We start from the raw sequence: 23,767 nt of genomic DNA, 5'->3' as shown, positions 1-23,767 counted from the left end.
GCGTCTGGGGCTACGGGAAGACGGGTTGCTCGGGGAGTTTCCCGCCGATCAGCTTCGACAGGTCCTGCAGCGGGCCCGTTCCGATGTCGGCCGGGGCGCTCAGCGCCACGTAGACCGGCCGGTCCACGGCCAGCCACGAGGAATCGCCGCCCTGGTTGATCTCCAGCCAGCTGACCCCGGAGACGTCCATCAGCTGCGATGTCGGGGTCAGCTCGGCGGGTGCGTCGATGCCGCAGCGCACGGTCACCGGGTCGTGCTGGGCGTCGCCCCAGGCGACGGTCGCGGCCGGTGCGGGCTGGGCCAGGGGCCTGCGCGGCACCTGGGCGCCACCGATCGACAGCTGCGCGGGCAGCGCGGACATCACCGCGGCGCACTCCGGGGACTGCGCCTCGGGTGCCGGGATCGGTGCCGCTGCCAGCGGACCGGTGCGGCGGGCGGCCTCGGCGGCGGCGGTCTCCTGCCGGATCCGGTGCTCGCCGTACCAGCCGTAGACGCCGACACCGGCCACGCCCACGGCCAGCAGCACGCCGAGCGCGATCGCGATGATCAGAACCGGCTTGGGAACGCCGGAATCCTCGTGCTCAACCACGCCGTCCATCACAGCACCACGCCGGGGCCCGGCCGGAACAGGGGTTCCTCAGAGGTGAACCACCGGACAGGTCAGCGTGCGCGTGATGCCCTCGACGTTCTGGATCTTCGCGACGACCATCTTGCCGAGCAGGTCGACGTTCTCGGCCTCAGCGCGCACGATGACGTCGTAGGGACCGGTGACGTCCTCGGCGCTGATGACACCGGCGGACCCGGCGATCTCGCCGGCGACGGCGGCTGCTTTGCCGACCTCTGTCTGGATGAGGATGTATGCCTGTACCACGGCGTGCCCCTTCGTCTAGCCCATGTGCTCGGGGTAGGAAACTGGCAGAAAGCTACCCCATCTGACCGAGCTGATGCTCAAGGAAGGAAGGTCCCAGTTGGGTCCTGACTCGTCCCAGGAACCACAGACCATTTCCCAGGTGGGTGAGTTCAATCTCATCGATCGAGTGACAGCTGGTCGTCATCAGTCGCCGGGCACGCTTCTCGGCCCGGGTGACGACGCCGCGGTGCTGGCCGCTCCCGACGGTCGCGTGGTGGCCAGCACCGATGTGCTGGTGGAACATGTCCACTTCCGTTTCGACTGGTCCACACCGAATCAGGTGGGTCGCAAAGCGGTCGCGGTGAACCTCTCCGACATCAACGCGATGGGCGCGGTGCCCACGGGTCTGCTGGTCGGTCTCGGCTGCCCGCCCGACACGTCCGCGTCCGTGGTCGACGAGCTCGCGGACGGCCTGTGGGAAGAGGCACAGCAGGCCGGGATCGGGATCGTCGGCGGCGACATGGTGTCGTCGCCGTCACTGACGATCTCGATCACAGCCCTCGGTGATCTGCAGGGCAGGGAGCCCGTCACCCGTTCCGGCGCGCGTCCGGGTGACGTCGTCGCCGTGGCAGGCAGGCTCGGCTGGTCGGCGGCGGGATTAGCCGTCCTGGGGCGTGGATTCCGCTCCCCGGTCGCCGTCGTGGGCGCGCACCGCGTGCCCGAACCGCCCTACGGCGCCGGACCGCAGGCGGCCGTCGCCGGTGCCACGTCCATGGTGGACACCTCCGACGGCCTGCTGGCCGACCTGGGCCACATCGCCACCGCCTCGGAGGTCGCCATCGACCTCCGCCTGGAGCAGGTCGAGATCCCGCAGCGGCTCACCGAGGTCGCCTCCGCTCTGGGAGCTGACGCCCGACACTGGGTGCTCACCGGAGGCGAGGACCAGGCGCTGATCGCGACCTTCCCCGCCAACCGCCCGCTGCCGCCGGACTTCCGCGAGATCGGCGTGGTCGCGGAAGGCTCGGGCGTGACCATCGACGGCAAGGACTACGAAGGCCCCACCGGCTGGGAGCATTGGCGGTAGGAGCGAAAAGGAGGACGCCCCCCGGATGAACCGGGGGGCGTCCTCGCATGTGGTGGGTCCGGCAGTCAGCTCGCCGGGGCCGCCGCGGGGGCGTCCTGCATCAGCGGCTTCCTCGCGGTCTCCTTCATGAGCAGGATCGGCACCAGGGCGACCAGTGCCGCGCCCATCAGGTAGAAGGCGGGGAAGTAGCTGTTGCCGGTGTTGGTCACGACGGCGTCGTTGACCAGTGGCGCAGTGCCACCGAAGACGGCAGTGGAGATGTTATAGCCGACCGAGAACGCCGCGTAGCGGACCTTGGTCGGGAACATCGCCGGAAGCGTCGCGGCCAGCGGCCCGATCAGCTGCACGTGACCGATGGCCAGCAGCGCCAGACCGAGGATGGTGGTCAGCACCGTTCCCTGGCCGATCAGCCAGAACGCGGGGACCGGCAGCACCAGGAAGCAGATGGCCGCCGAGATGAACAGCGGTTTCCGGCCGATGCGGTCCGACAGCGCGCCGACGGGCGTGATGATGGCCATCATGAACGCGACCGTCAGCAGCAGCGGGACCAGCACCTGGTGCTCCTGCCCGTCGGGCACGTCGAGCGTGTCCGAGAGGTAGGTCTCCATGTAGGTCAGGATCGTGTAGTTGGCGACGTTGATCAGGACCACGATGCCCATGAGGATCAGCAGCTGGCGCCACCACTCGCGGACCAGGTCCCGCAGCGGGGACTTGGCGACCTGGTGGGTGTTCTCCAGCTGCTTGAACGCCGGGGTGTCCTCCAGCCTGGACCGCAGGTACAGACCGACACCGCCGAGCGGACCGGCGATCAGGAACGGGATGCGCCAGCCCCAGCTCTCCATGGACGTGCTGTCCAGCGTGAGGATCAGGATGGTCGGGACCAGCGCGCCGAGTCCGAATCCGACCAGAGTGCCGAATTCGAGCCAACTGCCCCAGAAGCCGCGCTTGCGGTCGGGGGCGTACTCGGCGATGTAGGTCGCCGCGCCTCCGTACTCGCCACCGGTGGAGAAGCCCTGCAGCAACCGGCAGAGCAGCAGCAGCATCGGCGCGAAGATGCCGATGGCGCCGTAGGTCGGCAGCAGACCGATGGCGAACGTCGAGCCCGACATCAGCAGAATCGTCACGGCGAGGACCTTCTGCCTGCCGATCCGGTCGCCGAGCGGGCCGAAGAACAGGCTGCCCAGCGGGCGGAACAGGAAGGAGATGGCGAAGACGCCGAACGCGGAGACGGTCTCCCACGGACCGGGGAAGAACTGGTGGCCGACATATGCGGCCACATACGCGTAGACGCCGAAGTCGTACCACTCCGTGCAGTTACCGATTGCGGCTGCGCCGACCGCTCGACGCAGCAACGACTTCTGCTCGGCCTCTGATTCGGCTGTTTCCTGAGAAGTCATGAGATGCGGCCCACCTCCGGGTGTTGTCTCCACGGCCGTGGTCGATTTGGAACTTCGCCAGAACCTAGCCGAGTGGCCAAGTGGAGGCCACCAAAAGCGCGACATCGAGCATTCCCACGTTATTTGCTTTATGCGCCACCGCACGTTCGAAGTGCCGAAACCTGCTCTCGGAGCGTCACTGATTTGCCGAGTGCATTTCCGCGATGACGGGCGAAAATGGCACTTTCGGAGTAGTTCCGATTACGCTTGTGGTGAGCTCCCGATCGCCGTTACGTCATCGGTATGTGACGTGTGACACTGATGAGTGGTTGTGGGGCTGTGCGTGAGGCCGTTGAAGTCGATCGCTAACCTGCTCGGCATGGCAGCACGTCCCCTGCACGAAACCGTCGAAGCCGGCTGGGCGGAGGCGCTCGCGCCGGTCGCGGATCAGATCGCGGCGATGGGCGCCTTCCTGCGTTCCGAGGTCGCCGAAGGCCGCACCTACCTGCCCGCTCCGGAGAACGTGCTGCGCGCCTTCCAGCAACCGTTCCACGACGTGCGCGTGCTCATCGTCGGCCAGGACCCGTACCCGACGCCCGGTCATCCGGTGGGGCTGAGCTTCTCGGTCGCCCAGGGCGTCGCGCCGCCGCGCAGCCTGGTCAACATCTTCCGCGAGTACAGCGAGGACCTCGGTCACCCGAAGCCCTCCAGCGGAGACCTCACGCCGTGGACCGAACGCGGTGTGCTGCTGCTCAACCGCGCTCTCACGGTCAGCCCCGGCAAGCCCGGCTCGCACCGGGGCAAGGGCTGGGAGCAGGTCACCGCGCAGGCGATCAAGGCCCTGGCTGCTCGTGACGAGCCGCTGGTGGCGATCCTGTGGGGACGCGACGCTCGCGACCTCCGGCCGCTCATGCCCGGCGTGGAGTGCGTCGAGTCGCCCCACCCGAGCCCGATGTCGGCCGATCGCGGCTTCTTCGGCTCCAAGCCCTTCAGCCGAGCCAACGAGATCCTGCAGAGCAAGGGCTGGGAACCCATCGACTGGAAGCTGCCGTAGGCCTCGGAACTTGTCAGTGGTCTTTTTGCGTGGCGGTGCGGGTGGCGGAACCTCAGACGTCTTCTGGCTCCGGGATCCGAGACTGATGTATGCCAATACACGGCGCTACGGCTGTCCTCCCCAGAAGACGTCTGAGAACCCGCGGCGGTGCAGGTTGCGAGGGCGGGGCACAGAGGAAGCGCCTGCGGCGCTTGCCTGACGTTTCCCGGCCCTGAACAGCAGAAAGCCCCGAGGTACCACCTCGGGGCTCCTAGCTAAGAACACATCCTCAGCCGCGGGCGACCTTGCCTGCCTTCATGCAGGAGGTGCACACGTTCATGCGCTTGCGCTGGGACAGACCGATCTTGGCGTGCACGGTCTGAATGTTCGGGTTCCACCGGCGCTTGGTCTTCCGGTGGGAGTGCGAGACCGAGTTGCCGAAGCCTGGTCCCTTGCCACAGACGTCGCAGACGGCAGCCACGTCAGACACCCCTTACTTTGCTTGACGGTTACAGCGATGAGAGCTCCGCTGTCGTGCCACGCCGGATCGGAGAGGCATTTCGGGAGCGCTTCCTGCTCACCGCCGTGCGGCGGACTGAGCCCGGAGAACCCGGTTGCCCGGGGTCATCGCCACCCTGGGACCCGATGAGTCTAGCCCACGGCCACCGGCTGCTCCCGAGCCGGGGGCCGATGTGCGGCGGAGCACCGTGAGGGCGCCGCCTGCGGATAGTCTCGGCTGCGACCGATCCTAACGTGCGTGGGAGGTTCCCGGGTGTTGCGGACGCTGAACGCGGCGACTGCCCGCCGCTGGGCGGACCTGGCCATGTCGGCGCTGTCGGCCGAGCGCGAGGCGATCGACCGGATCAACGTCTACCCGGTCGCCGACGGCGACACCGGGACGAACCTGCTGCAGACCATGCGCGCGGCGGTGCGCACCCTCGACGAGGCGGCTCCGGACACCCTCGGCGGCGTGTTCGCCGCGCTGGCCAAAGGCGCCCTCGGCGGCGCCTGCGGGAACTCCGGGATGCTGTTGTCGCAGGCCATCAGGGGTGTGGCCGAGCAGCTGCGGGACTGCGAGACCGCCGACGGCGTGGCGTGGCGGGAGGCGCTGCGGCGAGCCGAGGAGCTGGCCTGGCAGGCCGTCGCCGAGCCGCAGGAGGGAACGGTGCTGTCGGTGCTGCGCGCCGCCGCCCGCGGCGCGCAGCAAGCCGAAGACCTGGCCGAGGTGGTGCGCTCCTCGACGCGCGCGGCGATCGACGCGCTGGCCGCGACACCTGCGCAGCTGCCGGTGCTGTCGGAAGCGGGCGTCGTCGACGCGGGCGGGCGAGGTCTGGTGATCCTGCTCGACGCGCTGCACGCGGTCGTCGTCGACGGCGAGTGGCTGGCCCCGAACTCACCGGTGCCCGCCGAGTCGGACCGGCTGGAGCACGAGTCGAGCTTCGACTACGAGGTCATGTACCTGCTGGCCGACACCGACGCGGAGCGGGCCGAAGCGCTGCGCGGGCGGCTGGGAGAGCTGGGCGACTGCGTGTCGGTCGTCGGTGACGGGGCCGATTCCTGGGCGGTCCACGTGCACTGCGACGACATCGGGGGAGCGATCGAGGCGGGCGTGGAATCCGGCCGGGTGCACCGGATCAAGGTGACCCGCTTCGCCGATCAGCAGGACGCCTACGCCCGCGACGTCGCGGTGCTGGCGTGCGTGCCGGGGGACGTGCTCGGCGAGGTCTTCGCCGGCGAGGGAGCCGATGTGCTGGTCACCGGCTCGATCCCGGTCCCGGCGGAGCTGCGGGAGGCGATCGTCGGCACCGGTGCGGGGCACGTGGTCGTGCTGCCCAACGACCTGGACACGGCCCTGGTCGTGGAGCGGGCCGTGGCCGGTCAGTCCGGCGAGGGGCCCGAGGTCGTGGTGGTGCCGACCGCGTCGCCGGTGCAGGGGCTGGCCGCGCTCGCGGTGCACGATCCGCACCGGCGCCGCGCCGACGACCAGGTCGCGATGGCCGAGGCCGCTGCGGCGACCCGCCGGGGTGAGCTCTACGTCGCCGACGCCGAAGCGCTGACCTGGGTCGGTCGGTGCCGTCCCGGGGACATCCTCGGTCTGATCGACGGGGAGGTCGTGCTCATCGGTGAGGACCTGACCACCACCGCGCGGGAGCTGCTGACCCGGATGCTCACCGCCGGTGGCGAGCTGTTCACCGCGCTCATCGGCGACAACACCCCGCCCGAACTGCCCGGGGAGCTGTCGGCCCACCTGCGCCGCGCCCACCCCGAGGTGGAGATGGCCAGCTACCCGGCGGGCGCCTTGGACTCGCTGCTGCTGATGGGCATCGAGTAGTTCCGCTCTGATCGTGGGGGACCTGCGGGGTCCCCGCGTTCGTCGCGCCCGGTTCCGAAATGAATCGGATGATGCTAGTTTCATTGGCATCATGTTGCTCACGTTGGACATCGAGGACGGGCGGCCGCTGCACGAGCAGGCCGCCGATGCGATCCGGCGCGCCATCGCCGACGGGGAGGCCGAGCCGGGTGACCGGCTGCCGCCGGCCCGCGACCTGGCCGACGCGATGAGCATCAACGCCAACACCGTGCTGCGAGCCCTGCGCGAGCTGCGCGCCGAGGGACTGCTGGAGTTCCGCCGCGGGCGAGGGGTGACCGTGCTGCGGCGTCCCGACCCGGAGTCGGGGCTGCGTGCTCAGCTGCGCGACCTGGTGGCCGAGGCGCGGCGCCGCGGCTTCACCACCGCCGACATGACGCGGTGGATCGAGGAGGAATCGTGAACCACCGCAAGGCATTCCTGGTCCTGTCGATCGCCTGGACGGTCGTCGTGACCATCGCGCTGGTCGTGCCGATGATCCTGTTGCGCGAGCGGCTCCCGGACCCGATCGCCACCCACTTCAGCGGCGCCGGCGTTCCCGACGGATCCACCTCCCTGGCGATGTTCCCGCTGGTCGTGCTGCCGGGGTGGTTGCTGCTCGCGGTCTTCGCGGTGATCGCGGGAACCGTGGGCCGACGCCGGGCGCACCGCGCCGGTTCCGCGGCGATGCTGGGCGCGGTGGCCGTCTTCTTCGCGGGCATCACGGCCTCGACGCTGTGGACGAACCTCGACCACACCGCCTGGCAGGACGCCCGGTTGCCGGTGTGGCACGTGCTCCCCGTGCTGGCGGGGGCGGCGGTGGCGGGCTTCGCCGGCCGGCTGATCGGCAACCGGGGCCCCGACGAGCCAGGAGCCGAATCCGAGGCCGATGACGCCGCCGGGCTCGACCTCGAACCCGGGCGCCGAGCGGTGTGGATCTCCTCGGTGTCCAGCCGAGTCCTCGTCATCGTCGGAGCCGCCGGGGTGCTGGTGGGCGTGGGAACGCTCGTCCTGACCGGCTGGCAGGTCGCGCTGCCCGCACTGCTCGTGGGAATCGTCGTGTCAGCGCTGTCGACGGCGCGGATCCGCGTCGACGAGCAGGGCGTGCGCGCCGCGTTCGGCCCGCAGCGCTTCCCGGTGCGCCGGATCCGGCTGGAGCAGATCAGCGGCGCCCGAGTCGCCCGCCACCGCGCCCTGGAGGTCGGCGGCTGGGGTTACCGGGTCCTTCCCGCCACCACCGCGATCATGCTGCGCGGCGGCGAATGCCTGGTGCTGCGCCTGAACTCCGGGCGCGACTTCGTCATCAGCGTGGACAAGCCCGATCGCGGGGCGGATCTGGTCAACGCGCTGCTCGCGGAGCGCTCGGCGATGTGAGCACGCCGGACCTCCCGGTCGCGCCCGCGCGTCGTCCCGGGTGGTCGGCGGTGATCACCGGCGGTGCGGCTAACCTCGAACCGAGTCATCAAGTGACGCGGGAGACAGCAGTGCGAATCCGGAGCCGGTACGTGTGGTTGATCGCCGGCTGGACGCTGTCCGTGGCCGTGCTGATGGTCGCCGTGCCGCTGCTGGTGGGTGCGAGGCTGCCCGAACCCATCGCCGTGGAGTGGACCTCCACCGGATCACCCGAGACTTCCAGCTCGCTGCGCGATTTCCTGGTCGGCAAGCTGGTGTGGTGGCTGGTGGTCGCCTCGGTGTGGAGCGCGCTGGTGCTGCGCGGGGTGCTGCGCGAGCGCGCCACCGCGCTGGCCGCGGCCGTGATGGCGGTGTTCGGCTGGGTGATGCTGGGGACCGTCGTGCTGACCACGATCGCCAACCTGGACGCGCCGGACTTCCGCGACGCCACCGAACTGTCCGGCGAGGGCTGGCTGCTGCTCGGCGCGCTGCCGGTGGCGTGGGCCGGCTGGCGGGTCGGCGGCCGGGAAACCGTCGGTGCCGCCGAGTAGCTTGCGGTGCCATCCGAGTACGCAGGCGGAGGACTTGCAGTGACCACATTGGACGCGAAGCTCGACCGGTTGTTGGGTGCCAAGACCGGCAAGGCGCTCGAGTCTGCCCTGGGCCTGGTCACCGTCGGCGATCTGCTGCGGCACTACCCGCGCCGCTACGCCGAGCGCGGTGAGCTGACCGCGATCGCCGGGCTGGAGCTCGGCGAGCACGCGACCGTGCTGGCCAAGGTCGAGCGGGTCACCAAGCGCACCATGAAGTCGCGCCGCGGCACGATCGTCGAGGCCCGCATCACCGACGGGCACCGGTCGCTGTCGTGCACGTTCTTCAACCAGGCGTGGCGCGAGCGGGAGCTGATCCCCGGCAAGCGCGGCATGTTCGCGGGCAAGGTCACCGCGTTCCGCGAGCAGCTCCAGCTCGCGCATCCCGAGTACCAGCTGTTCGACTCGGAGGCCACCGATGTCGGGGCCGTCGCCGAGGAGTTCGCGAGCGCGCTGCTGCCCGTCTACCCGTCGGCGCAGGGGTTGCCGTCGTGGTCGATCGCGCGCTGCGTGAAGCAGGTGCTGGACGTGTGGGACGGGACCGACGACCCGCTGCCCACCGAGTTGCGCGAGCGCCTGGGCATGTCGGTGCTGGAGGACGCGCTGCGCAAGATCCACCTGCCGCAGAACTTCGGCGAGGTCGCGGCAGCGCAGGACCGGCTCAAGTGGGACGAAGCGCTGGCCGTGCAGCTCACGCTGGCGCAGCGGCGCAGCAACACGAAGTCGCATCCGGCGCCGGTGTGCGAGCGCCGCGAGGACGGCGTGCGGGTGGCCTTCGACGAGCGGATGCCGTTCGAGCTGACCAAGGGTCAGCAGGAGATCGGCGAGCAGATCGCCACCGACCTCGGCACCGAGCACCCGATGAACCGCCTCGTCCAGGGCGAGGTGGGCAGCGGTAAGACGGTGGTCGCGCTGCGCGCGATGCTGCAGGTGGTCGACGCCGGGCGGCAGGCGGCGATGCTCGCGCCCACCGAAGTGCTGGCCGCGCAGCACGCGCGTTCGCTGCGCGAACTGCTCGGCGACCTGGCCATGGCCGGGGAGCTCGGCGGGGCGGAGAACGCGACGCGGGTGACGCTGCTGACCGGTTCGCTCAACACCGCGCAGCGGCGCCAGGCGATGCTGGAGGCGGCCTCCGGTGAGGCGGGGATCGTCGTCGGCACGCACGCGTTGATCCAGGACAAGGTGTCCTTCGCGGATCTGGGGCTGGTCGTGGTCGACGAGCAGCACCGCTTCGGCGTCGAGCAGCGCGATGCCCTGCGCGCCCGTGCGGGCGAGGAGACCGCGCCGCACGTGCTGGTGATGACGGCGACGCCGATCCCGCGAACGGTGGCGATGACGGTCTACGGCGATCTGGAGACCTCGGCGCTGCGCGAACTCCCGCAAGGCCGTTCACCGATCAGCACCAGCGTGGTGCCGGTGGCGGAGAAGCCCGCGTGGCTGGACCGGGCGTGGGCGCGGATCCACGAGGAGGTCGCCGCCGGGCACCAGGTGTACGTGGTGTGCCCGCGCATCGGTGACGACGAGGAGACCTCGGGCAAGGGCAAGAAGTCGAAGAAGTCCACTGTGGATGACGGGGACGGCGAGGAGCCCCCGCCGGACGACGGTGGTGAGCAGCGGCGTCCGCCGGTCGCAGTGGTCGACGTCGCCGAGCAGCTGGCGGCCGGACCGCTGTCGGGGCTGCGGCTGGGGATCTTGCACGGCAGGCTGGCCGCCGATGACAAGGACGCGGTGATGCGCGCCTTCGCCGCGGGCGAGCTGGACGTGCTGGTGGCGACCACGGTGATCGAGGTCGGCGTCAACGTTCCGAACGCGACCGTCATGGTGATCATGGATGCGGACCGGTTCGGCGTGTCGCAGCTGCACCAGCTGCGCGGCCGGGTCGGCCGGGGCAGCGCTCCGGGGCTGTGCCTGCTGGTCACCGAGGCGATGGGCGGCACCACGACGCGCGAGCGGCTGGACGCCGTCGCCTCCACCACCGACGGTTTCGAGCTGGCGCGGCTGGACCTGGAGCTGCGCCGTGAGGGCGACGTGCTGGGCGCGGCGCAGTCGGGTCGCAAGTCCGGGTTGAAGATGTTGTCGTTGTTGCGCGATGAGGACGTGATCGCTCAGGCGCGCGAGGAGGCGGACCGCTTCGTCGCCGCGGATCCCGCGCTGCGGGAGCACCCGGGGTTGGCGCGGATGGTGGCCGAGGTCGTCGACGAAGAGCGCGCGGAGTACCTCGAAAAGTCGTGATCGCCTTCCGGTAAGTCGTGAAATTCCCGGATGCTGGGCAGTTTTGGTCTGAACCGACGGGGAAGATGCGACATCGTCCCCGGGCGGTTCGGGCCAAAACCGCCCGCTGCCGTCGCCCGGGTGACCGCGAGGTGACCTCCAGGCTTCGAATAGACGATCGAAAGTTCTGCGAGCGGAAAGAAGTCATGATTTTCTTTCCGCTACAGCTTGTGCGTGTCACGCGTTTGGGCTGGTCATGAGGGGTGTCGAGGTCTTCGTCACCTAACAGGTTCTCCCGTTAAGGGGAATTTTCGCGGTAGTGTCACTCACACCGACCGACGCCTGTTATCCGAGGGAGCCGGCATGTTCCGCAAGGTGCTCGTCGCCAACCGCGGCGAGATCGCGATTCGCGCTTTTCGCGCGGCCTACGAGCTGGGAGCGGGGACCGTCGCGGTCTTCCCGCACGAAGATCGCAACTCGCTGCACCGCCTGAAAGCCGACGAGTCGTACGAGATCGGCGAACCCGGCCACCCGGTCCGGGCCTACCTGTCCGTCGACGAGATCATCAAGGCCGCGCGCCAGGCGGGAGCCGACGCGGTCTACCCGGGCTACGGCTTCCTCTCGGAGAATCCCGAGCTGGCCAAGGCGTGTCACGAAGCAGGCATCACGTTCGTGGGTCCGCGCAAGCAGATCCTGGAGATGACCGGCAACAAGGCCACCGCCGTGGCAGCCGCGCGCGAGGCCGGCGTACCGGTGCTGGACTCCTCGGCCCCGTCCCGGGACATCGACGAACTGCTGTCGGCCTCCGAGCAGATGACCTTCCCGGTCTTCGTCAAGGCCGTCGCCGGTGGTGGCGGTCGCGGCATGCGCCGCGTCGACGACCCCGCCGGGCTGCGCGAGGCGCTCGAAGCCGCCATGCGCGAAGCCGAGTCCGCCTTCGGCGACCCGACGGTGTTCCTGGAGCAGGCCGTGGTCAACCCGCGGCACATCGAGGTCCAGATCCTCGCCGACAGCCACGGCAACGTCGTGCACCTCTTCGAGCGCGACTGCTCGGTGCAGCGGCGCCACCAGAAGGTCATCGAGATCGCCCCGGCCCCGAACCTCGACCCACAGCTGCGGGAGCGGATCTGCGCCGACGCGGTCGCCTTCGCCCGCAAGATCGGCTACGTCAACGCCGGAACCGTCGAGTTCCTCGTCGACGAGCGCGGCAACCACGTCTTCATCGAGATGAACCCGCGCATCCAGGTCGAGCACACGGTCACCGAAGAGGTCACCGACGCCGACCTGGTCCAGTCGCAGCTGCGCATCGCCGGTGGCGAGTCGCTGGAGGACCTGGGCATGACCCAGGACAAGATCCAGCTGCGCGGCGCCGCCCTGCAGTGCCGCATCACCACCGAGGACCCGGCCAACGGGTTCCGCCCCGACACCGGCATGATCAGCGCCTACCGCTCGCCGGGCGGCGCGGGCATCCGCCTCGACGGCGGCACCGCCTTCGCCGGCACCAGCATCAGCGCGCACTTCGACTCGATGCTGGTCAAGCTGTCCTGCCGGGGCCGCGACTTCCAGATCGCGGTGGGCCGCGCCCGCCGCGCCCTCGCCGAGTTCCGGATCCGCGGTGTCTCCACGAACATCCCGTTCCTGCAGGCGGTGCTCGACGACGCCGACTTCGCCGAAGGTCGCGTCACCACCTCGTTCATCGACGAGCGCCCGCAGCTGCTCACCGCCCGGCACTCCGCCGACCGCGGCACCCGGCTGCTCAACTACCTCGCCGACGTCACCGTCAACCGGCCCAACGGGCCGCGCCCGAGCGCGGCCGACCCGAGCTTCAAGCTCCCCGAGGTCGACCTGACGACCACCCCGCTGCCCGGCTCGAAGCAGAAGCTCACCGAGCTCGGCCCGGAGGGCTTCGCGCGCTGGATGCGCGAGGCCAACAACGTCGGCGTCACCGACACCACGTTCCGCGACGCCCACCAGTCGCTGCTGGCCACCCGAGTGCGCAGCAAGGACCTGCTGGCCGTCGCGCCGCACGTGGCGCGGATGACGCCGGACCTGCTGTCGGTCGAGTGCTGGGGCGGCGCCACCTACGACGTCGCGCTGCGGTTCCTCGCCGAGGACCCGTGGGAGCGGCTGGCCAAGCTCCGCGAGGCCATCCCCAACATCTGCCTGCAGATGCTGCTGCGCGGCCGCAACACCGTCGGCTACACGCCGTACCCGACGGAGGTGACCGAGCACTTCGTGCAGGAGGCCACCGACACCGGCATCGACATCTTCCGGATCTTCGACGCGCTCAACGACGTCGAGCAGATGCGCCCGGCCATCGAAGCCGTGCGCAACACCGGGAAGTCCGTCGCCGAGGTCGCGCTGTGCTACACCGCTGATCTGTCCAATCCGGACGAGAAGCTGTACACACTGGACTACTACCTGCGGCTCGCCGAGCAGATCGTCGAGGCGGGCGCGCACGTGCTGGCCATCAAGGACATGGCGGGGCTGCTGCGCGCGCCGGCGGCGGCGAAGCTGGTCTCCGCGCTGCGGGACGAGTTCGGCCTCCCGGTTCACCTGCACACCCACGACACCGCGGGCGGGCAGCTGGCCACCTACATGGCCGCCATCCAGTCCGGTGTGGACGCCGTGGACGCGGCGACCGCGTCGATGGCCGGAACCACCTCGCAGCCCGCGCTGTCCTCGCTGGTCGCCGCGACCGACTACACCGAGCGCACCACCGGTCTGGACCTGCAGTCCGTGTGCGACCTGGAGCCCTACTGGGAGTCGGTCCGCAAGATCTACCAGCCCTTCGAGGCGGGCCTGGCCTCGCCGACCGGCCGGGTGTACTCCCACGAGATCCCCGGCGGTCAGCTGTCCAACCTGCGCACCCAGGCGGTCGCGCTCGGTCTCGGCGACAAGTTCGAGGAGATCGAGGCCATGTACGCGGCGGCCGACCGGATCCTCGGCCGGCTGGTCAAGGTCACCCCGTCCTCCAAGGTCGTCGGTGACCTCGCCCTGCACCTGGTGGGTGCGGGCGTCGACCCGGCCGACTTCGAGGCCGAGCCGCGCAAGTTCGACATCCCCGACTCGGTGATCGGCTTCCTGCAGGGCGAGCTGGGCGACCCGCCGGCCGGCTGGCCGGAGCCGTTCCGCACCCGCGCGCTGGAAGGCCGCACCACCACCCGCAAGATCGCCGACCTGTCCACCGAAGATCGCGACGGGCTGGTCAACGACCGGCGCAACACGCTCAACCGGTTGATGTTCGCCAAGCCCACCAAGGAGTTCCAGGACCACCGCGACGCCTACGGCGACACCTCGCTGCTGCGCAGCAAGGACTTCTTCTACGGCCTCAAGCCGGGGGAGGAGTACTCGGTGGACCTGGAGCCCGGCGTGCGGCTGCTCATCGGGCTGGAAGCGATCAGCGAACCCGACGAGCGCGGCATGCGCACCGTGATGGCGGTGCTCAACGGGCAGCTGCGACCCATCCAGGTGCGCGACCGCTCGGTGGCCAGCGATCTGCCGGTCGCGGAGAAGGCCGACCGCTCGCACCCGGGCCACGTTCCCGCTCCGTTCGCCGGCGTGGTCACCCTCGCGGTCGCCGAAGGTGACGCCGTCGAGTCGGGCCAGACGGTCGCGACGATCGAGGCGATGAAGATGGAGGCCGCCATCACCGCCCCGCAGAGCGGGCAGGTCAAGCGCCTCGCCATCGGTGCGGTGCAGCAGGTCGAGGGTGGAGACCTCATCATCGAACTCGGCTGACCACCAACGCCGGACCCCTGGAACGGGCCGCCCTTCCCCGGAAGGGCGGCCCGTTCTTCATCCGATGCGGTGAAAGCGTGGCCGACTGGCAACAGGATCGCCACGAGCGCCCGTGTTTCCGGTAGCCAGTGGGTCGCAGCTGAACACTTGGGGGTCGTCATGCGGAAGTGGTTCTCGTCGAGCGCGTGGGTGCTCGTGGCCGCGGGATTGGTCGCAGCGAGCGGTGCGGCCACCGCCGACGTGCAGCGGATCGACTGGCACAACGCCGAATTCGAGGTGCCGCAGGTGGGATCCTGTCCGAGGCAGGTGGTTTCGTTCACCGGCGGCGCCGGTGAGGCCGGAGACCGGGTCTACCGCTTCACCCCGGACAAGCCGATCGGCCACGTCGACGTCACCGGCGAAGGGGCCGAGGACGCCCTGATCCTGATCGAGTGCGGGCCGCGGGACGCCGAGTACTCCCGGGCGCTGATCGGTGTGACCACGGACCCGGGCGGCACCGCGCCGCGCACGCTGGGAACCGTGGTCAGCCCGCCGGTGTGGACCCAGGTGCCGGAGGAGTTCCAGATGTTCCACCACGACATCGCCGTGCGGATCAACGACTTCGACACCGGCCAGGGCCACACCGAGCACTACCGCTGGGCCTCGTCGGCCCAGGCGTTCGTCCGGATCGACGGTCAGTAACCGGCCTCCGACCAGGACGCCAGGACACCGGTGACCTGTTCGCGCTGCTGCGAGGACAGGCCACCGGCCGGTGGCCGGACCCCTGCGCCGCACAGCCCCTGCTGGGCCAGGGCCTCCTTGACCACCGCGACGTTGCAGGCGGTCGCGTCCTCGGCCCGCATCTTCTCGAACGGGGAGATCAGCGACCACAACCGCCGGATCTCGGCCTGGTCGCCGCTGCGCAGAGCCGACAGGTAGTCCAGGGAGAGCCTCGGCGCGACGTTGACGCCGCCCGAGGTGAAACCGGCCGCGCCCAGCGGCCAGAACGACGGCGCCCACCGCTCCGCGAGCCCGCAGGACCAGGCCACCCGGTCGGCGCCGAGCGCGGCGCAGATCTCGCCGAAGCGCAGCGGATCGGCGACCGCGTACTTGATGCCGACCACGTTGGGGCACGCGTCGAACAGCGAGCCCAGCGCGTCGGCGCCGATGCGGGAATCCTTGACGTAGAGCACGAAACCGAGCCCCGGCGCGGACTGCGCGATCAGCCGGTTGTATGCCGCCCACCCGGCCACCGACTGGTGCGGGTGCACCGGCTGGTGCAGCATCGCCAGCGGCGCGCCGAGCTGCTGCACCGCCACGGCCATGTCCTGGGCGGTGGCGATGTCGTAGCCGATGCCGGGCATCACCACCGAGTCGCCGGCGGCGGCCATCGTGACCTCGTTGGCCCGCTGCCACTCCTGGCGGGACAGCGCGTAGAACTCGCTGGTGTTGCCGTTGGGCGTGATCACGTGGACCCCGGCTGCACCCATCCGCGCCACGATCGCCTCGTAACCGGACCAGTCGGGTGCGCCCGTGCCGTCGAACGGGGTCACGGTGATCGCGGTGACCCCGCGCAGCGCATCGACGCTGGTGGACATCCTCGCCTCCGCTCGCGTCAGTGGATCGCCGGTTCGGGCGCGCCGCCGGTGCCTTCGAGGAAGTCGAAGTCGCAGCCCTTGTCGGCCTGGGTGATGTGCTGGGCGAACAACTTGCCGTAGCCGCGCGAGAAGACCGGCTCCGGCCGCGTCCACCCGCCACGCCTGCGTTCCAGCTCCTCGGCGTCGACGTGCAGGTCGAGCCGGCGTCCGGGCACGTCGAGCTCGACGACGTCGCCGTCGCGCACCAGCGCCAGCGGCCCGCCCGCGACCGACTCCGGCGCCACGTGCAGCACGCAGGTGCCGTAGCTGGTGCCGCTCATCCGCGCGTCGGAGACCCGGACCATGTCCGAAACACCTTGTCGCAGAAGCTTCTTCGGGATCGGCAGCATGCCCCACTCCGGCATGCCCGGACCGCCCAGCGGGCCCGCGCCGCGCAGGATCAGCACCGAGGTCTCGTCGACGTCGAGATCCTCGGCGTCGATGCGGGCCTCCATGTCGTCGTAGGAGTCGAACACGATCGCCCTGCCCCGGTGCCGCAGCAGTTCCGGGCTGGCCGCGCTGGTCTTGATCACGCAGCCGTCCGGCGCCAGCGAACCGCGCAGCACCGCCAGCCCGCCCTGCTCGGTCAGCGGGTCGTCGCGGCGGCGGATCACGTCGGTGTCGTGGATCTCGGCGCCGACGAGGTTCTCACCGAGCGTGCGGCCGTTGACGGTGATCGTGTCGCGGTGCAGCAGCTCGCCGAGCTCGGCCATCAGTCCGCGCAGCCCGCCCGCGTCGTAGAAGTCCTCCATCAGGTACTCGCCGGACGGCCGGATGTTGGCCAGCGCCGGGACCGCGCGGGACCAGTCGTCGAAGACCTCCAGCGGCAGGTCGACCTCGGCGCGACCGGCCATCGCCACCAGGTGGATGACCGCGTTCGTGGAGCCGCCCATCGCCATCACCACCGCGATGGCGTTCTCGAACGCCTCCCGGGTCAGGATCTCCCGCGGCGTCACGTCCTCCCAGACGAGGTCGACGATCCGGCGTCCGGTGGCCACCGCCAGCTGCGGGTGGTGGGAGAACGCGGCGGGGACCGAGGAACCGCCGGTCAGCGTCAGCCCCAGGGCCTCGGCGGCGGCGGTCATCGTCGAGGCGGTGCCCATCGTCATGCAGTGGCCCGGTGAGCGGGCGATGCCGTCCTCGATCTCGCCCCACTCCTGCTCGCCGAGGGTGCCCGCGCGGCGCTGCGCCCAGTACTTCCAGGTGTCCGAGCCGCTGCCGAGGGTCACGCCCTTCCAGCGGCCCTTGAGCATCGGTCCGGCGGGCAGGAAGATCGAGGGCACGTCGACGCTGGTCGCGCCCATGATCAGACCCGGGGTGGTCTTGTCGCAGCCGCCCATCAGCACGCAGCCGTCGATGGGGTAGGAGCGCAGCAGCTCCTCGGTCTCCATCGCGAGCATGTTCCGGTAGAGCATCGTGGTCGGCTTCTGGAACGGCTCCGACAGCGACATCGCCGGCAGCTCCAGCGGGAACCCGCCCGCCTGGTGGACGCCGCGCTTGACGTCCTCGGCGCGCTCCCGGAAGTGCGTGTGGCACGGGTTGATGTCGCTCCAGGTGTTGACGATGCCGATCACCGGCTTGCCCGAGTAGTCCTCGGCGTCGAAGCCCATCTGCTTGGCGCGGGACTTGTGCCCGAACGAGCGCATGGTGTCCACGCCGAACCAGCGGTGACTGCGCAGCTGCTCGGCGGTGAGCCTGGGACGGGACATGCCGGCGAGCCCCCTTCCGATGTCTGGAACTTCGTCGTTCGCGTGACTTGACTGATCGGTGTCGTGAGCCGACCGGGTGTTGCGGCCGCGGTATATGATATCTCAGAGATCCGACGATGCGAAGGGTCGAAGATGGTGGACACCTCGGTCAAGGCTCACGATCCGCTGCCGGAGGGCACCCTGCTGGCGTTGCGCCACGCCAGCACGGCGACCATCACCACGCAGCTGCTCTCGCGCGGCCTGCGCAACCAGTTCATGCAGGGCCTGCGGGCGCTGAACCCGGCGCGGGTGAACATGGTCGGCGTCGCGTTCACCCTGCGCTACATCCCGGCGCGGGAGGACGTCGACGTGCTGTCGGTGTTCCAGGACTACGACCACCCGCAGCGCAAGGCCGTGGAATCGGTGGGCCGCGGCGAGGTCCTGGTCATCGACTCGCGCGGGCAGCAGCGCGCCGCCTCGCTCGGCCACATCCTGGCGACCCGGCTGCTGCACCGCGGCTGCGCGGGCGTGGTGACCGACGGCTCGGTGCGCGACTCGGACGGCTTCGCGACGCTGGAGATGCCGACGTTCGCGATGAACCCGTCCGCCAACACCAACCTGATCCAGCACCACGCGGTGGACATGCAGGTGCCCATCGGCTGCGGCGAGGTCGCGGTCTACCCGGGCGACGTGCTCGTCGGCGACTCCGACGGCGTCGTGTGCCTCCCGCGTCACCTGGCGGAGGAGGTCGCCGAAGCCGCTGCCGCGCAAGAACATCTGGAAGCCTTCGTCCTCTCCAAGGTGGAATCCGGTAGTCCGCTGCGCGGGACGTACCCGCCTGACGAGGCCACCCGTGCCGAGTACGAGGCGTGGTCCGCCGAAAACCCTTGGAGGTGACGGATTTGCGGTTCGACGCAGGTGCGAGCAGGAGCGAGGTGCGGGTTTCCGCCGAGGCGGTGCGCACGCTGATCATCGACGTCCTCGCCGCGTGGGGCATGGACCACGACCTGGCCGAGACCACCGCCGAGGTGATGGCCGAGACGGACCTGGCGGGCATCGACTCGCACGGCGTGTCGATGCTCATGACCTACGAGCAGTTCCGCGCCGAGGGCAGGATCGACCTGCGCGCCAGGCCCACCGTCGTGCGCGAGAACGCCGCATCGGCGCTGGTCGACGCCCACGGCGGCATCGGGCATCCGGCTGGGGAGTTCGCCATGCGGATGGCCATCGACAAGGCGAAGGCCGGCACCGTCGGCGTGGTCTCGGTGGTCAACTCGCACCACTTCGGCGCGGCGGGGCACTACGCCGAGATGGCCGCGCGGCAGGGGCTGGTCGGGCTGGTCACCAGCTCGGCGAACCTGCCCGCTTCGCCGCCGACGGGATCGGTGGTGCCGATGCTGGCCACCAACCCGATCGCCTTCGCCGCGCCGGCCCGGCGCAATCCCCACTTCCTGCTCGACATCGCCACCACCACGGCCGCCGTCAACAAGGTCAAGGTCTACGACTTCCACGACGAGCCCCTCCCCGAAGGCTGGGTGGTCGACGACGCCGCCCAGCCGGTGACCGACGCGCGCCAGGCGCTCGGCATCCTCCGCAACGACGACGTCGGCGGCCTCACACCGCTCGGCGGAACAGCGGAAATGGGTTCGCACAAGGGCTACGGGCTGAGCATGATGGCCCACGTCCTGGCGGCCACGCTGTGCGGCGGCGCGTTCCCGGCGAGCCGGGAACCCGAGGACCCGCACAACATCGGGCACTTCTTCCTCGCTGTGGACCCGAGCGGGTTCCGCCCACCCGGTGAGTTCGAAGATGACCTCGACGACGCCATCGACCGGCTCCACGCGACACCACCGCTGAACCCGCACGAACCCGTTCTGGTGGCGGGAGATCCGCAGGCCGCCTCACGAGAAGTGCGGTGCCGAGAAGGTATTCCGATGCCCGACACCCTCGTCGAGCAGTTGCGCGGTGTCGCCCGACGCGCGGGAGTGGAGTCAGCTCTCTAAGAAGTCCGCCAGCCGTGCGTCGGCGGTGAGCACGTCGGGATCGATGCGCACGTCCAGCACGCACGGCCGGTCCTCGGCCAGCGCGCTCCTGATCGCCGGTTCCAACTGGTCGCGCGTGTCGACGGTGTGCCCGGCGGCGCCGAGGCTCCGCGCCCAGCCCGCGAAGTCCACCGCACCGATGCCCACCGCGGACATCGGGCGGTTGCTCTTGACCTGGTGCAGCGCGATCGTGCCGTACAGGCCGTTCTGGAACACCACCACGATCACGGGCGCCTCTTGGCGCACGGCCGTTTCGATCTCCTGGCCGGTCATCAGCGCGCCGCCGTCGCCGACCATCGCGAGCACGGTGCGCTCCGGTGCGACGAGCTTCGCCGCCACCGCCGAGGGGACGGCGTAACCCATCGCCCCGTTGCACGGGCCGAGCTGCGTGCGCGGCTCGGTGAAACACCAGTAGCGGTGCGCGAAACCGGAGAAGTTGCCGGCGTCGTTGGTGACCACCGCGTCGCGCGGGGCGAGCCGCCGCAGCTCGCGCACCACCTCGGTCGGGTGCGGCGCGGAGGTTGAGTCGAATTCCGGTGGGGTCATGAACTCGCGCACCGCCGCGTGGGCGGTCGACCAGTCACGCCGCCGACCCGGAGTCCTCGCGCGCAACTCGGCGAGCGCCGATGGCGGCAGCCGCAGGTGGTCCTGCTCGGGCAGCGGGAACCGGAAGCCCTGGCTGGTCACCTCGTCGAGCCGCATGCCCACCGACAGCACCACGTCGGCGTTCTCCAGCGCCTTGAGCTGCGCGTCCGGCACCGACAGGCCGAGGTGTCCGGCGAAGTTCGGGTGGTCCTCGGGGAAGGAGTCCTGCCGCCGGAAGCCGGTGTAGACCGCGAGCCCGAGCTCCTCGGCGGTCGCGACGAGCTCGCGATGGCTCGCGGGATCACGTGCCCCGGTGATCACCACGGGACTGCGTGCGGCACCGAGCCGTTCGGCCGCAGCGGCGACGTCGGGTGCCTCGGCGGGCGACGGCTCGGGGACCGGCAGCGGGCCGGGGAAGGGCTCGTCCCAGAAGTCGCTGGGCACCGCCACCACCGCCGGCCCCGGGCGCGGGCCGGTCGCCCGCGCGAGCGCCTCGGCGACCGCGCCCGGGACCTCGGCGGCGGAAGCGGGCTGCGCTGACCAGTTGGCCAGCGGGGCGAACATCGCCGCGAGGTCGACCTCCTGGAAGCTCTCCATGCCCAGCTTGGTGGAGGGGACCTGTCCGAGCAGCACCACCATCGGGGTGTGGTCCTGCCGGGCGGTGTGCACGCCGATGGACAGGTTGGTCGCGCCGGGGCCTCGACTGGCCATCGCCACGGCGGGGACGCCGCTCAGCTTGCCGCACGCCTCGGCCATGAACGCCGCTCCGCTCTCGTGCCGCGTCGAAACCAGCGTCAGCTCCGGGGTTTCGGCGAACGCGTCGAGCAATCCCAGGAAGGATTCTCCGGGCACGGTGAAGCCGTGTTCGACTCCCGCGTCGGCGAGCACGCGGGCCACGGCCTGGGCGACTGTACGCATGGGGGTTCCTCGCAGCTGTCCGATCCGTCGGCGATGTTGGTATATCATACGTCAAGCCGACAGCCACGTGCGGAATCCGCTGGTCGCCCGGGTGTGTCGGAACGCCTTGATATATCATCGGAGGTGTGACACAGCTGGCCAGTGATTCCTCCGGACTGCGTCCCCTCAGCGGGCCCGCCAGCCGCACCGACCTGGTCGCGGACTCCATCCGCAACGCGATCCTGGCCGGCGAGCTGCGCCCAGGCGAGACGCTGGTCGAGCGGCGCCTGTCGGAACTGCTCGGAGTGTCGAAGACGCCCGTGCGCGAGGCCCTGATCGGCATGGCCCACACCGGTTTGGTCACGGTGGTGCCGAACAAGGGCATCACCGTCCGCAAGCTCTCGCTCGAAGACGTCCGCAAGGTCTACGAAGTCCGCAGGCTGCTCGAACCGTGGGCGGCGAAGATGACCACCCTCAGCGGTGCGCCCGACGTGGTCCGTCGCGCGCAGGACGCGCTCAACGAGGCCGCCGGGCTGCTCAGCGCGGGTGACAACCACGCGCTGAGCATGGCCAACCGCCGCTTCCACCGGTCGCTGTACTCGGGCTGCGGCAACGCCCTGGTCATCGACCAGCTCGACGACCTGCAGGACCTCACCGCGCTGGGCGTGGTGAACCTGCTGTGGGACCGCTGGCCGACCTGGCGCGAGGAGTTCGTCGAGCACGCCGAGATCCTGGCCGCCGTCAACGACGGCAACGCCGACGAAGCCGAACGCCTCGTGGGCGAGCACGTCCAGCGGTCCCTGACCAACCTCGAATCGGCCGAGAAGTCCGAGTCCTGAGGGGTTTTCCGAGCCGCGCGCTGCGCGGCGGCGCCGTGCGGACCGCTCAGGCACCACCGCGCAGCACGAGCCGCGCTCAGAACATCGGCTTCTGCTCGTCCAAGGGCTTGACCTGCACCACGAAGGCGTAGAAGAACGCGCCCAGCACGCACATCGCCCCGGCGAACACCAGCGGCCACACGTAGGCGAACTGCCCGGTGCCCAGCAGGAACCCGATGACGATCGGCCCGATGATCCCGCCCAGCTGCGAACCGAAGTTCTGCACGCCGGTCAGCGACGCCACGTTGCGCGGTGTCGGGGCCACGTCCGCCGGGAGCGACAGCAAGGCGCCCGTGGACAGCGCCGCGCTGCAGTAGGAAACGGTGAGGAACACCAGCGCCCACGCCGGATTCGGCGCGATCGAGGCCAGTGCGATCGTCGACGCACCGACCATGCCGATCACCAGCGGGATCTTGCGGGCCATCGGAAGCGGAGTCCCGCGCCGCACCAGCCAGTCGGAGAACAACCCGCCCAGCCAGTTCGCCACCATCGCCGCCAGGCCCGGGATCGCCCCGAACAGGCCCAGTTCCAGCAGCGAGAATCCCTGCTGGTTGACCAGGAAGTCCGGGTACCAGGTGATGAAGAAGTAGATGATCACGCCGCGGCAGGTGTAGCCGGCCACCAGCGCCCAGGTCGTCGAGTAGCGGAACAGGTCGCGCCACTTCATCGGCTGCTTGCCCGCGTCGCCGAGCTCCTTCTCCTCGGTGCGGCCGCCGCCCTTCTCGATGTAGTCCACCTCGGCCTGGTTGGCCCACTTCTGCTTGCGCGGCGAGCGGTAGATCAGCAGCCACGCGACGACCCACACCAGGCCCAGCGCTCCCGTGACCACGAACGAACCGCGCCATCCGACCAGCGCGATCAGCAACGTCACCAGCGGGACCGACAGCGCGCTGCCGAACTCCGAGCCGGTGTCGAAGATGGATGAGGCGAACGCCCGCTCCCTGCGCGGGAACCACTCCGACACCACCCGGGCGTTGGCCGACTGCACCGGGGCCTCGCCGATGCCCAGCGCCAGCCGGCAGCCGATCACCCCGGCGAATCCCCTGGTGAGCGCGGTGGCCGCGGTGCCGATCGACCACCACACGACCGCGATCGCGTAGAGCGCTCGCGGTCCGTAGCGGTCGACGAGCCAGCCTCCAGGGAGCTGGAATATCGCGTAGGTCCAGAAGAACGACGACAGCATGACGCCCTTGAGCTCGTCGGAGAACTGGAGCTCCTGCTGCATGGAATCGCTTGCGACGCTGAGGTTCGCGCGGTCGATGTAGGCGATGGCGGTGGCCAGGGCGACCAGGATGACCATCAACCACCGGATCTGGGACCGCTTGCCGGCGGACTGCTTCGGGGCCGCAGTGGACATGGCGGGTTCGTGCATGCAACCACCCCGTCGTGACGCATGATATCTCATATCCCACGCTAGGTGACCTGCGTTACAGGGTC

20 protein-coding genes are annotated in these 23,767 nt (G+C 70.1%); 12 read left to right on the top strand and 8 right to left on the bottom strand.

From position 1 onward, the window contains the following. Positions 1-10: 10 nt before the first annotated feature. Positions 11-598 (bottom strand): DUF3515 domain-containing protein, encoded by a 588-nt coding sequence (locus tag AB0J91_RS03625; protein WP_363788957.1) that lies wholly within the window; start codon positions 596-598, stop codon positions 11-13. A gap of 39 nt (positions 599-637) precedes the next feature. Further along, complete coding sequence (locus tag AB0J91_RS03620) at positions 638-871, bottom strand: Lrp/AsnC ligand binding domain-containing protein (protein WP_363788958.1); 234 nt, start codon at positions 869-871, stop codon at positions 638-640. Positions 872-944: 73 nt separating this feature from the next. On the opposite strand from AB0J91_RS03620, the gene AB0J91_RS03615 reads away from it, so the two are divergent. Further along, complete coding sequence (locus AB0J91_RS03615) at positions 945-1,934, top strand: thiamine-phosphate kinase (protein ID WP_363863858.1); 990 nt, start codon at positions 945-947, stop codon at positions 1,932-1,934. Positions 1,935-1,999: 65 nt separating this feature from the next. Here the strand turns inward: AB0J91_RS03615 and AB0J91_RS03610 are convergent, their stop codons facing one another. After that, a complete protein-coding gene (locus AB0J91_RS03610) occupies positions 2,000-3,331 on the bottom strand; it encodes an MFS transporter (RefSeq protein ID WP_363863855.1) in 1,332 nt (443 codons plus the stop codon). 358 nt (positions 3,332-3,689) lie between these two features. Here AB0J91_RS03610 and AB0J91_RS03605 point away from each other — a divergent pair, with 358 nt between their 5' ends. Then, positions 3,690-4,364, top strand: a complete 675-nt coding sequence (locus AB0J91_RS03605) for a uracil-DNA glycosylase (protein ID WP_363863852.1) — start codon at positions 3,690-3,692, stop codon at positions 4,362-4,364. Between the two features lie 268 nt (positions 4,365-4,632). Here the strand turns inward: AB0J91_RS03605 and rpmB are convergent, their stop codons facing one another. After that, the gene (rpmB, locus tag AB0J91_RS03600) at positions 4,633-4,824 is read right to left on the bottom strand and encodes a 50S ribosomal protein L28 (RefSeq protein WP_132625373.1); all 192 of its coding nucleotides are present in this window, start codon (positions 4,822-4,824) and stop codon (positions 4,633-4,635) included. Positions 4,825-5,115: 291 nt separating this feature from the next. Here rpmB and AB0J91_RS03595 point away from each other — a divergent pair, with 291 nt between their 5' ends. From AB0J91_RS03595 to AB0J91_RS03565, 7 genes are all read left to right on the top strand, one after another. After that, positions 5,116-6,675, top strand: a complete 1,560-nt coding sequence (locus AB0J91_RS03595; RefSeq protein WP_363863849.1) for a DAK2 domain-containing protein — start codon at positions 5,116-5,118, stop codon at positions 6,673-6,675. A gap of 91 nt (positions 6,676-6,766) precedes the next feature. Further along, positions 6,767-7,114 (top strand): GntR family transcriptional regulator, encoded by a 348-nt coding sequence (locus AB0J91_RS03590; protein WP_363863846.1) that lies wholly within the window; start codon positions 6,767-6,769, stop codon positions 7,112-7,114. Next, positions 7,111-8,064 carry a DUF1648 domain-containing protein gene (locus tag AB0J91_RS03585; protein ID WP_363863843.1) on the top strand — a complete coding sequence of 318 codons (954 nt, stop codon included), beginning with the start codon at positions 7,111-7,113 and terminating at the stop codon, positions 8,062-8,064. Before AB0J91_RS03590 ends, AB0J91_RS03585 begins: the two co-directional genes overlap by 4 nt. Before the next feature lie 110 nt (positions 8,065-8,174). Beyond that, positions 8,175-8,633 (top strand): hypothetical protein, encoded by a 459-nt coding sequence (locus AB0J91_RS03580; protein ID WP_363863840.1) that lies wholly within the window; start codon positions 8,175-8,177, stop codon positions 8,631-8,633. Between the two features lie 39 nt (positions 8,634-8,672). After that, on the top strand, positions 8,673-10,904 hold the full coding sequence (gene recG / locus AB0J91_RS03575) for an ATP-dependent DNA helicase RecG (RefSeq protein ID WP_363863837.1): 2,232 nt from the start codon (positions 8,673-8,675) through the stop codon (positions 10,902-10,904). Positions 10,905-11,246: 342 nt separating this feature from the next. Then, entirely contained in the window at positions 11,247-14,624 is a 3,378-nt protein-coding gene (locus tag AB0J91_RS03570) for a pyruvate carboxylase (RefSeq protein WP_363863834.1), read from the top strand. Positions 14,625-14,783: 159 nt separating this feature from the next. Further along, entirely contained in the window at positions 14,784-15,305 is a 522-nt protein-coding gene (locus AB0J91_RS03565; protein WP_363863831.1) for a hypothetical protein, read from the top strand. Here AB0J91_RS03565 and AB0J91_RS03560 read toward each other — a convergent pair. Then, positions 15,299-16,201, bottom strand: coding sequence for a dihydrodipicolinate synthase family protein (locus AB0J91_RS03560; RefSeq protein ID WP_363863828.1), 903 nt, complete (start codon positions 16,199-16,201; stop codon positions 15,299-15,301). The genes AB0J91_RS03565 and AB0J91_RS03560 overlap by 7 nt on opposite strands. Before the next feature lie 17 nt (positions 16,202-16,218). Beyond that, positions 16,219-17,949 carry an L-arabinonate dehydratase gene (gene araD / locus AB0J91_RS03555; protein ID WP_363863825.1) on the bottom strand — a complete coding sequence of 577 codons (1,731 nt, stop codon included), beginning with the start codon at positions 17,947-17,949 and terminating at the stop codon, positions 16,219-16,221. Positions 17,950-18,081: 132 nt separating this feature from the next. Between araD and AB0J91_RS03550 the strand changes: the two genes are divergently transcribed. Together AB0J91_RS03550 and AB0J91_RS03545 are read left to right on the top strand one after the other, a co-directional pair. Continuing rightward, positions 18,082-18,825 carry a ribonuclease activity regulator RraA gene (locus tag AB0J91_RS03550; RefSeq protein ID WP_363863822.1) on the top strand — a complete coding sequence of 248 codons (744 nt, stop codon included), beginning with the start codon at positions 18,082-18,084 and terminating at the stop codon, positions 18,823-18,825. A 5-nt stretch (positions 18,826-18,830) separates the two neighbouring features. Further along, entirely contained in the window at positions 18,831-19,931 is a 1,101-nt protein-coding gene (locus AB0J91_RS03545) for an Ldh family oxidoreductase (RefSeq protein ID WP_363863819.1), read from the top strand. Here the strand turns inward: AB0J91_RS03545 and AB0J91_RS03540 are convergent. Further along, the gene (locus AB0J91_RS03540) at positions 19,920-21,473 is read right to left on the bottom strand and encodes a thiamine pyrophosphate-dependent enzyme (RefSeq protein ID WP_363863815.1); all 1,554 of its coding nucleotides are present in this window, start codon (positions 21,471-21,473) and stop codon (positions 19,920-19,922) included. The genes AB0J91_RS03545 and AB0J91_RS03540 overlap by 12 nt on opposite strands. 125 nt (positions 21,474-21,598) lie before the next feature. Here AB0J91_RS03540 and AB0J91_RS03535 point away from each other — a divergent pair, with 125 nt between their 5' ends. Then, a complete protein-coding gene (locus AB0J91_RS03535) occupies positions 21,599-22,291 on the top strand; it encodes a GntR family transcriptional regulator (RefSeq protein ID WP_363863812.1) in 693 nt (230 codons plus the stop codon). A gap of 76 nt (positions 22,292-22,367) precedes the next feature. Here the strand turns inward: AB0J91_RS03535 and AB0J91_RS03530 are convergent, their stop codons facing one another. Next, on the bottom strand, positions 22,368-23,702 hold the full coding sequence (locus AB0J91_RS03530; protein WP_363863809.1) for an MFS transporter: 1,335 nt from the start codon (positions 23,700-23,702) through the stop codon (positions 22,368-22,370). Positions 23,703-23,767 lie beyond the last annotated feature (65 nt).

It is taken from the genome of Saccharopolyspora sp. NPDC049357, from assembly GCF_040677225.1.
Lineage (GTDB): Bacteria > Actinomycetota > Actinomycetes > Mycobacteriales > Pseudonocardiaceae > Saccharopolyspora.
The sequence above is the reverse complement of the archived record's forward strand: the minus strand, read 5'-3'. Positions and strand labels throughout refer to the sequence as shown.

Coding starts and splice junctions, on each gene's coding strand:
- AB0J91_RS03540 (WP_363863815.1), bottom strand. CDS start 21,473: ATGCGTACAGTCGCCCAGGCCGTGGCCCGCGTGCTCGCCGACGCGGGA.
- AB0J91_RS03565 (WP_363863831.1), top strand. CDS start 14,784: ATGCGGAAGTGGTTCTCGTCGAGCGCGTGGGTGCTCGTGGCCGCGGGA.
- AB0J91_RS03625 (WP_363788957.1), bottom strand. CDS start 598: ATGGACGGCGTGGTTGAGCACGAGGATTCCGGCGTTCCCAAGCCGGTT.
- AB0J91_RS03605 (WP_363863852.1), top strand. CDS start 3,690: ATGGCAGCACGTCCCCTGCACGAAACCGTCGAAGCCGGCTGGGCGGAG.
- AB0J91_RS03610 (WP_363863855.1), bottom strand. CDS start 3,331: ATGACTTCTCAGGAAACAGCCGAATCAGAGGCCGAGCAGAAGTCGTTG.
- AB0J91_RS03560 (WP_363863828.1), bottom strand. CDS start 16,201: ATGTCCACCAGCGTCGATGCGCTGCGCGGGGTCACCGCGATCACCGTG.
- AB0J91_RS03570 (WP_363863834.1), top strand. CDS start 11,247: ATGTTCCGCAAGGTGCTCGTCGCCAACCGCGGCGAGATCGCGATTCGC.
- AB0J91_RS03615 (WP_363863858.1), top strand. CDS start 945: ATGCTCAAGGAAGGAAGGTCCCAGTTGGGTCCTGACTCGTCCCAGGAA.
- AB0J91_RS03530 (WP_363863809.1), bottom strand. CDS start 23,702: ATGCACGAACCCGCCATGTCCACTGCGGCCCCGAAGCAGTCCGCCGGC.
- AB0J91_RS03590 (WP_363863846.1), top strand. CDS start 6,767: ATGTTGCTCACGTTGGACATCGAGGACGGGCGGCCGCTGCACGAGCAG.
- AB0J91_RS03550 (WP_363863822.1), top strand. CDS start 18,082: ATGGTGGACACCTCGGTCAAGGCTCACGATCCGCTGCCGGAGGGCACC.
- araD (WP_363863825.1), bottom strand. CDS start 17,949: ATGTCCCGTCCCAGGCTCACCGCCGAGCAGCTGCGCAGTCACCGCTGG.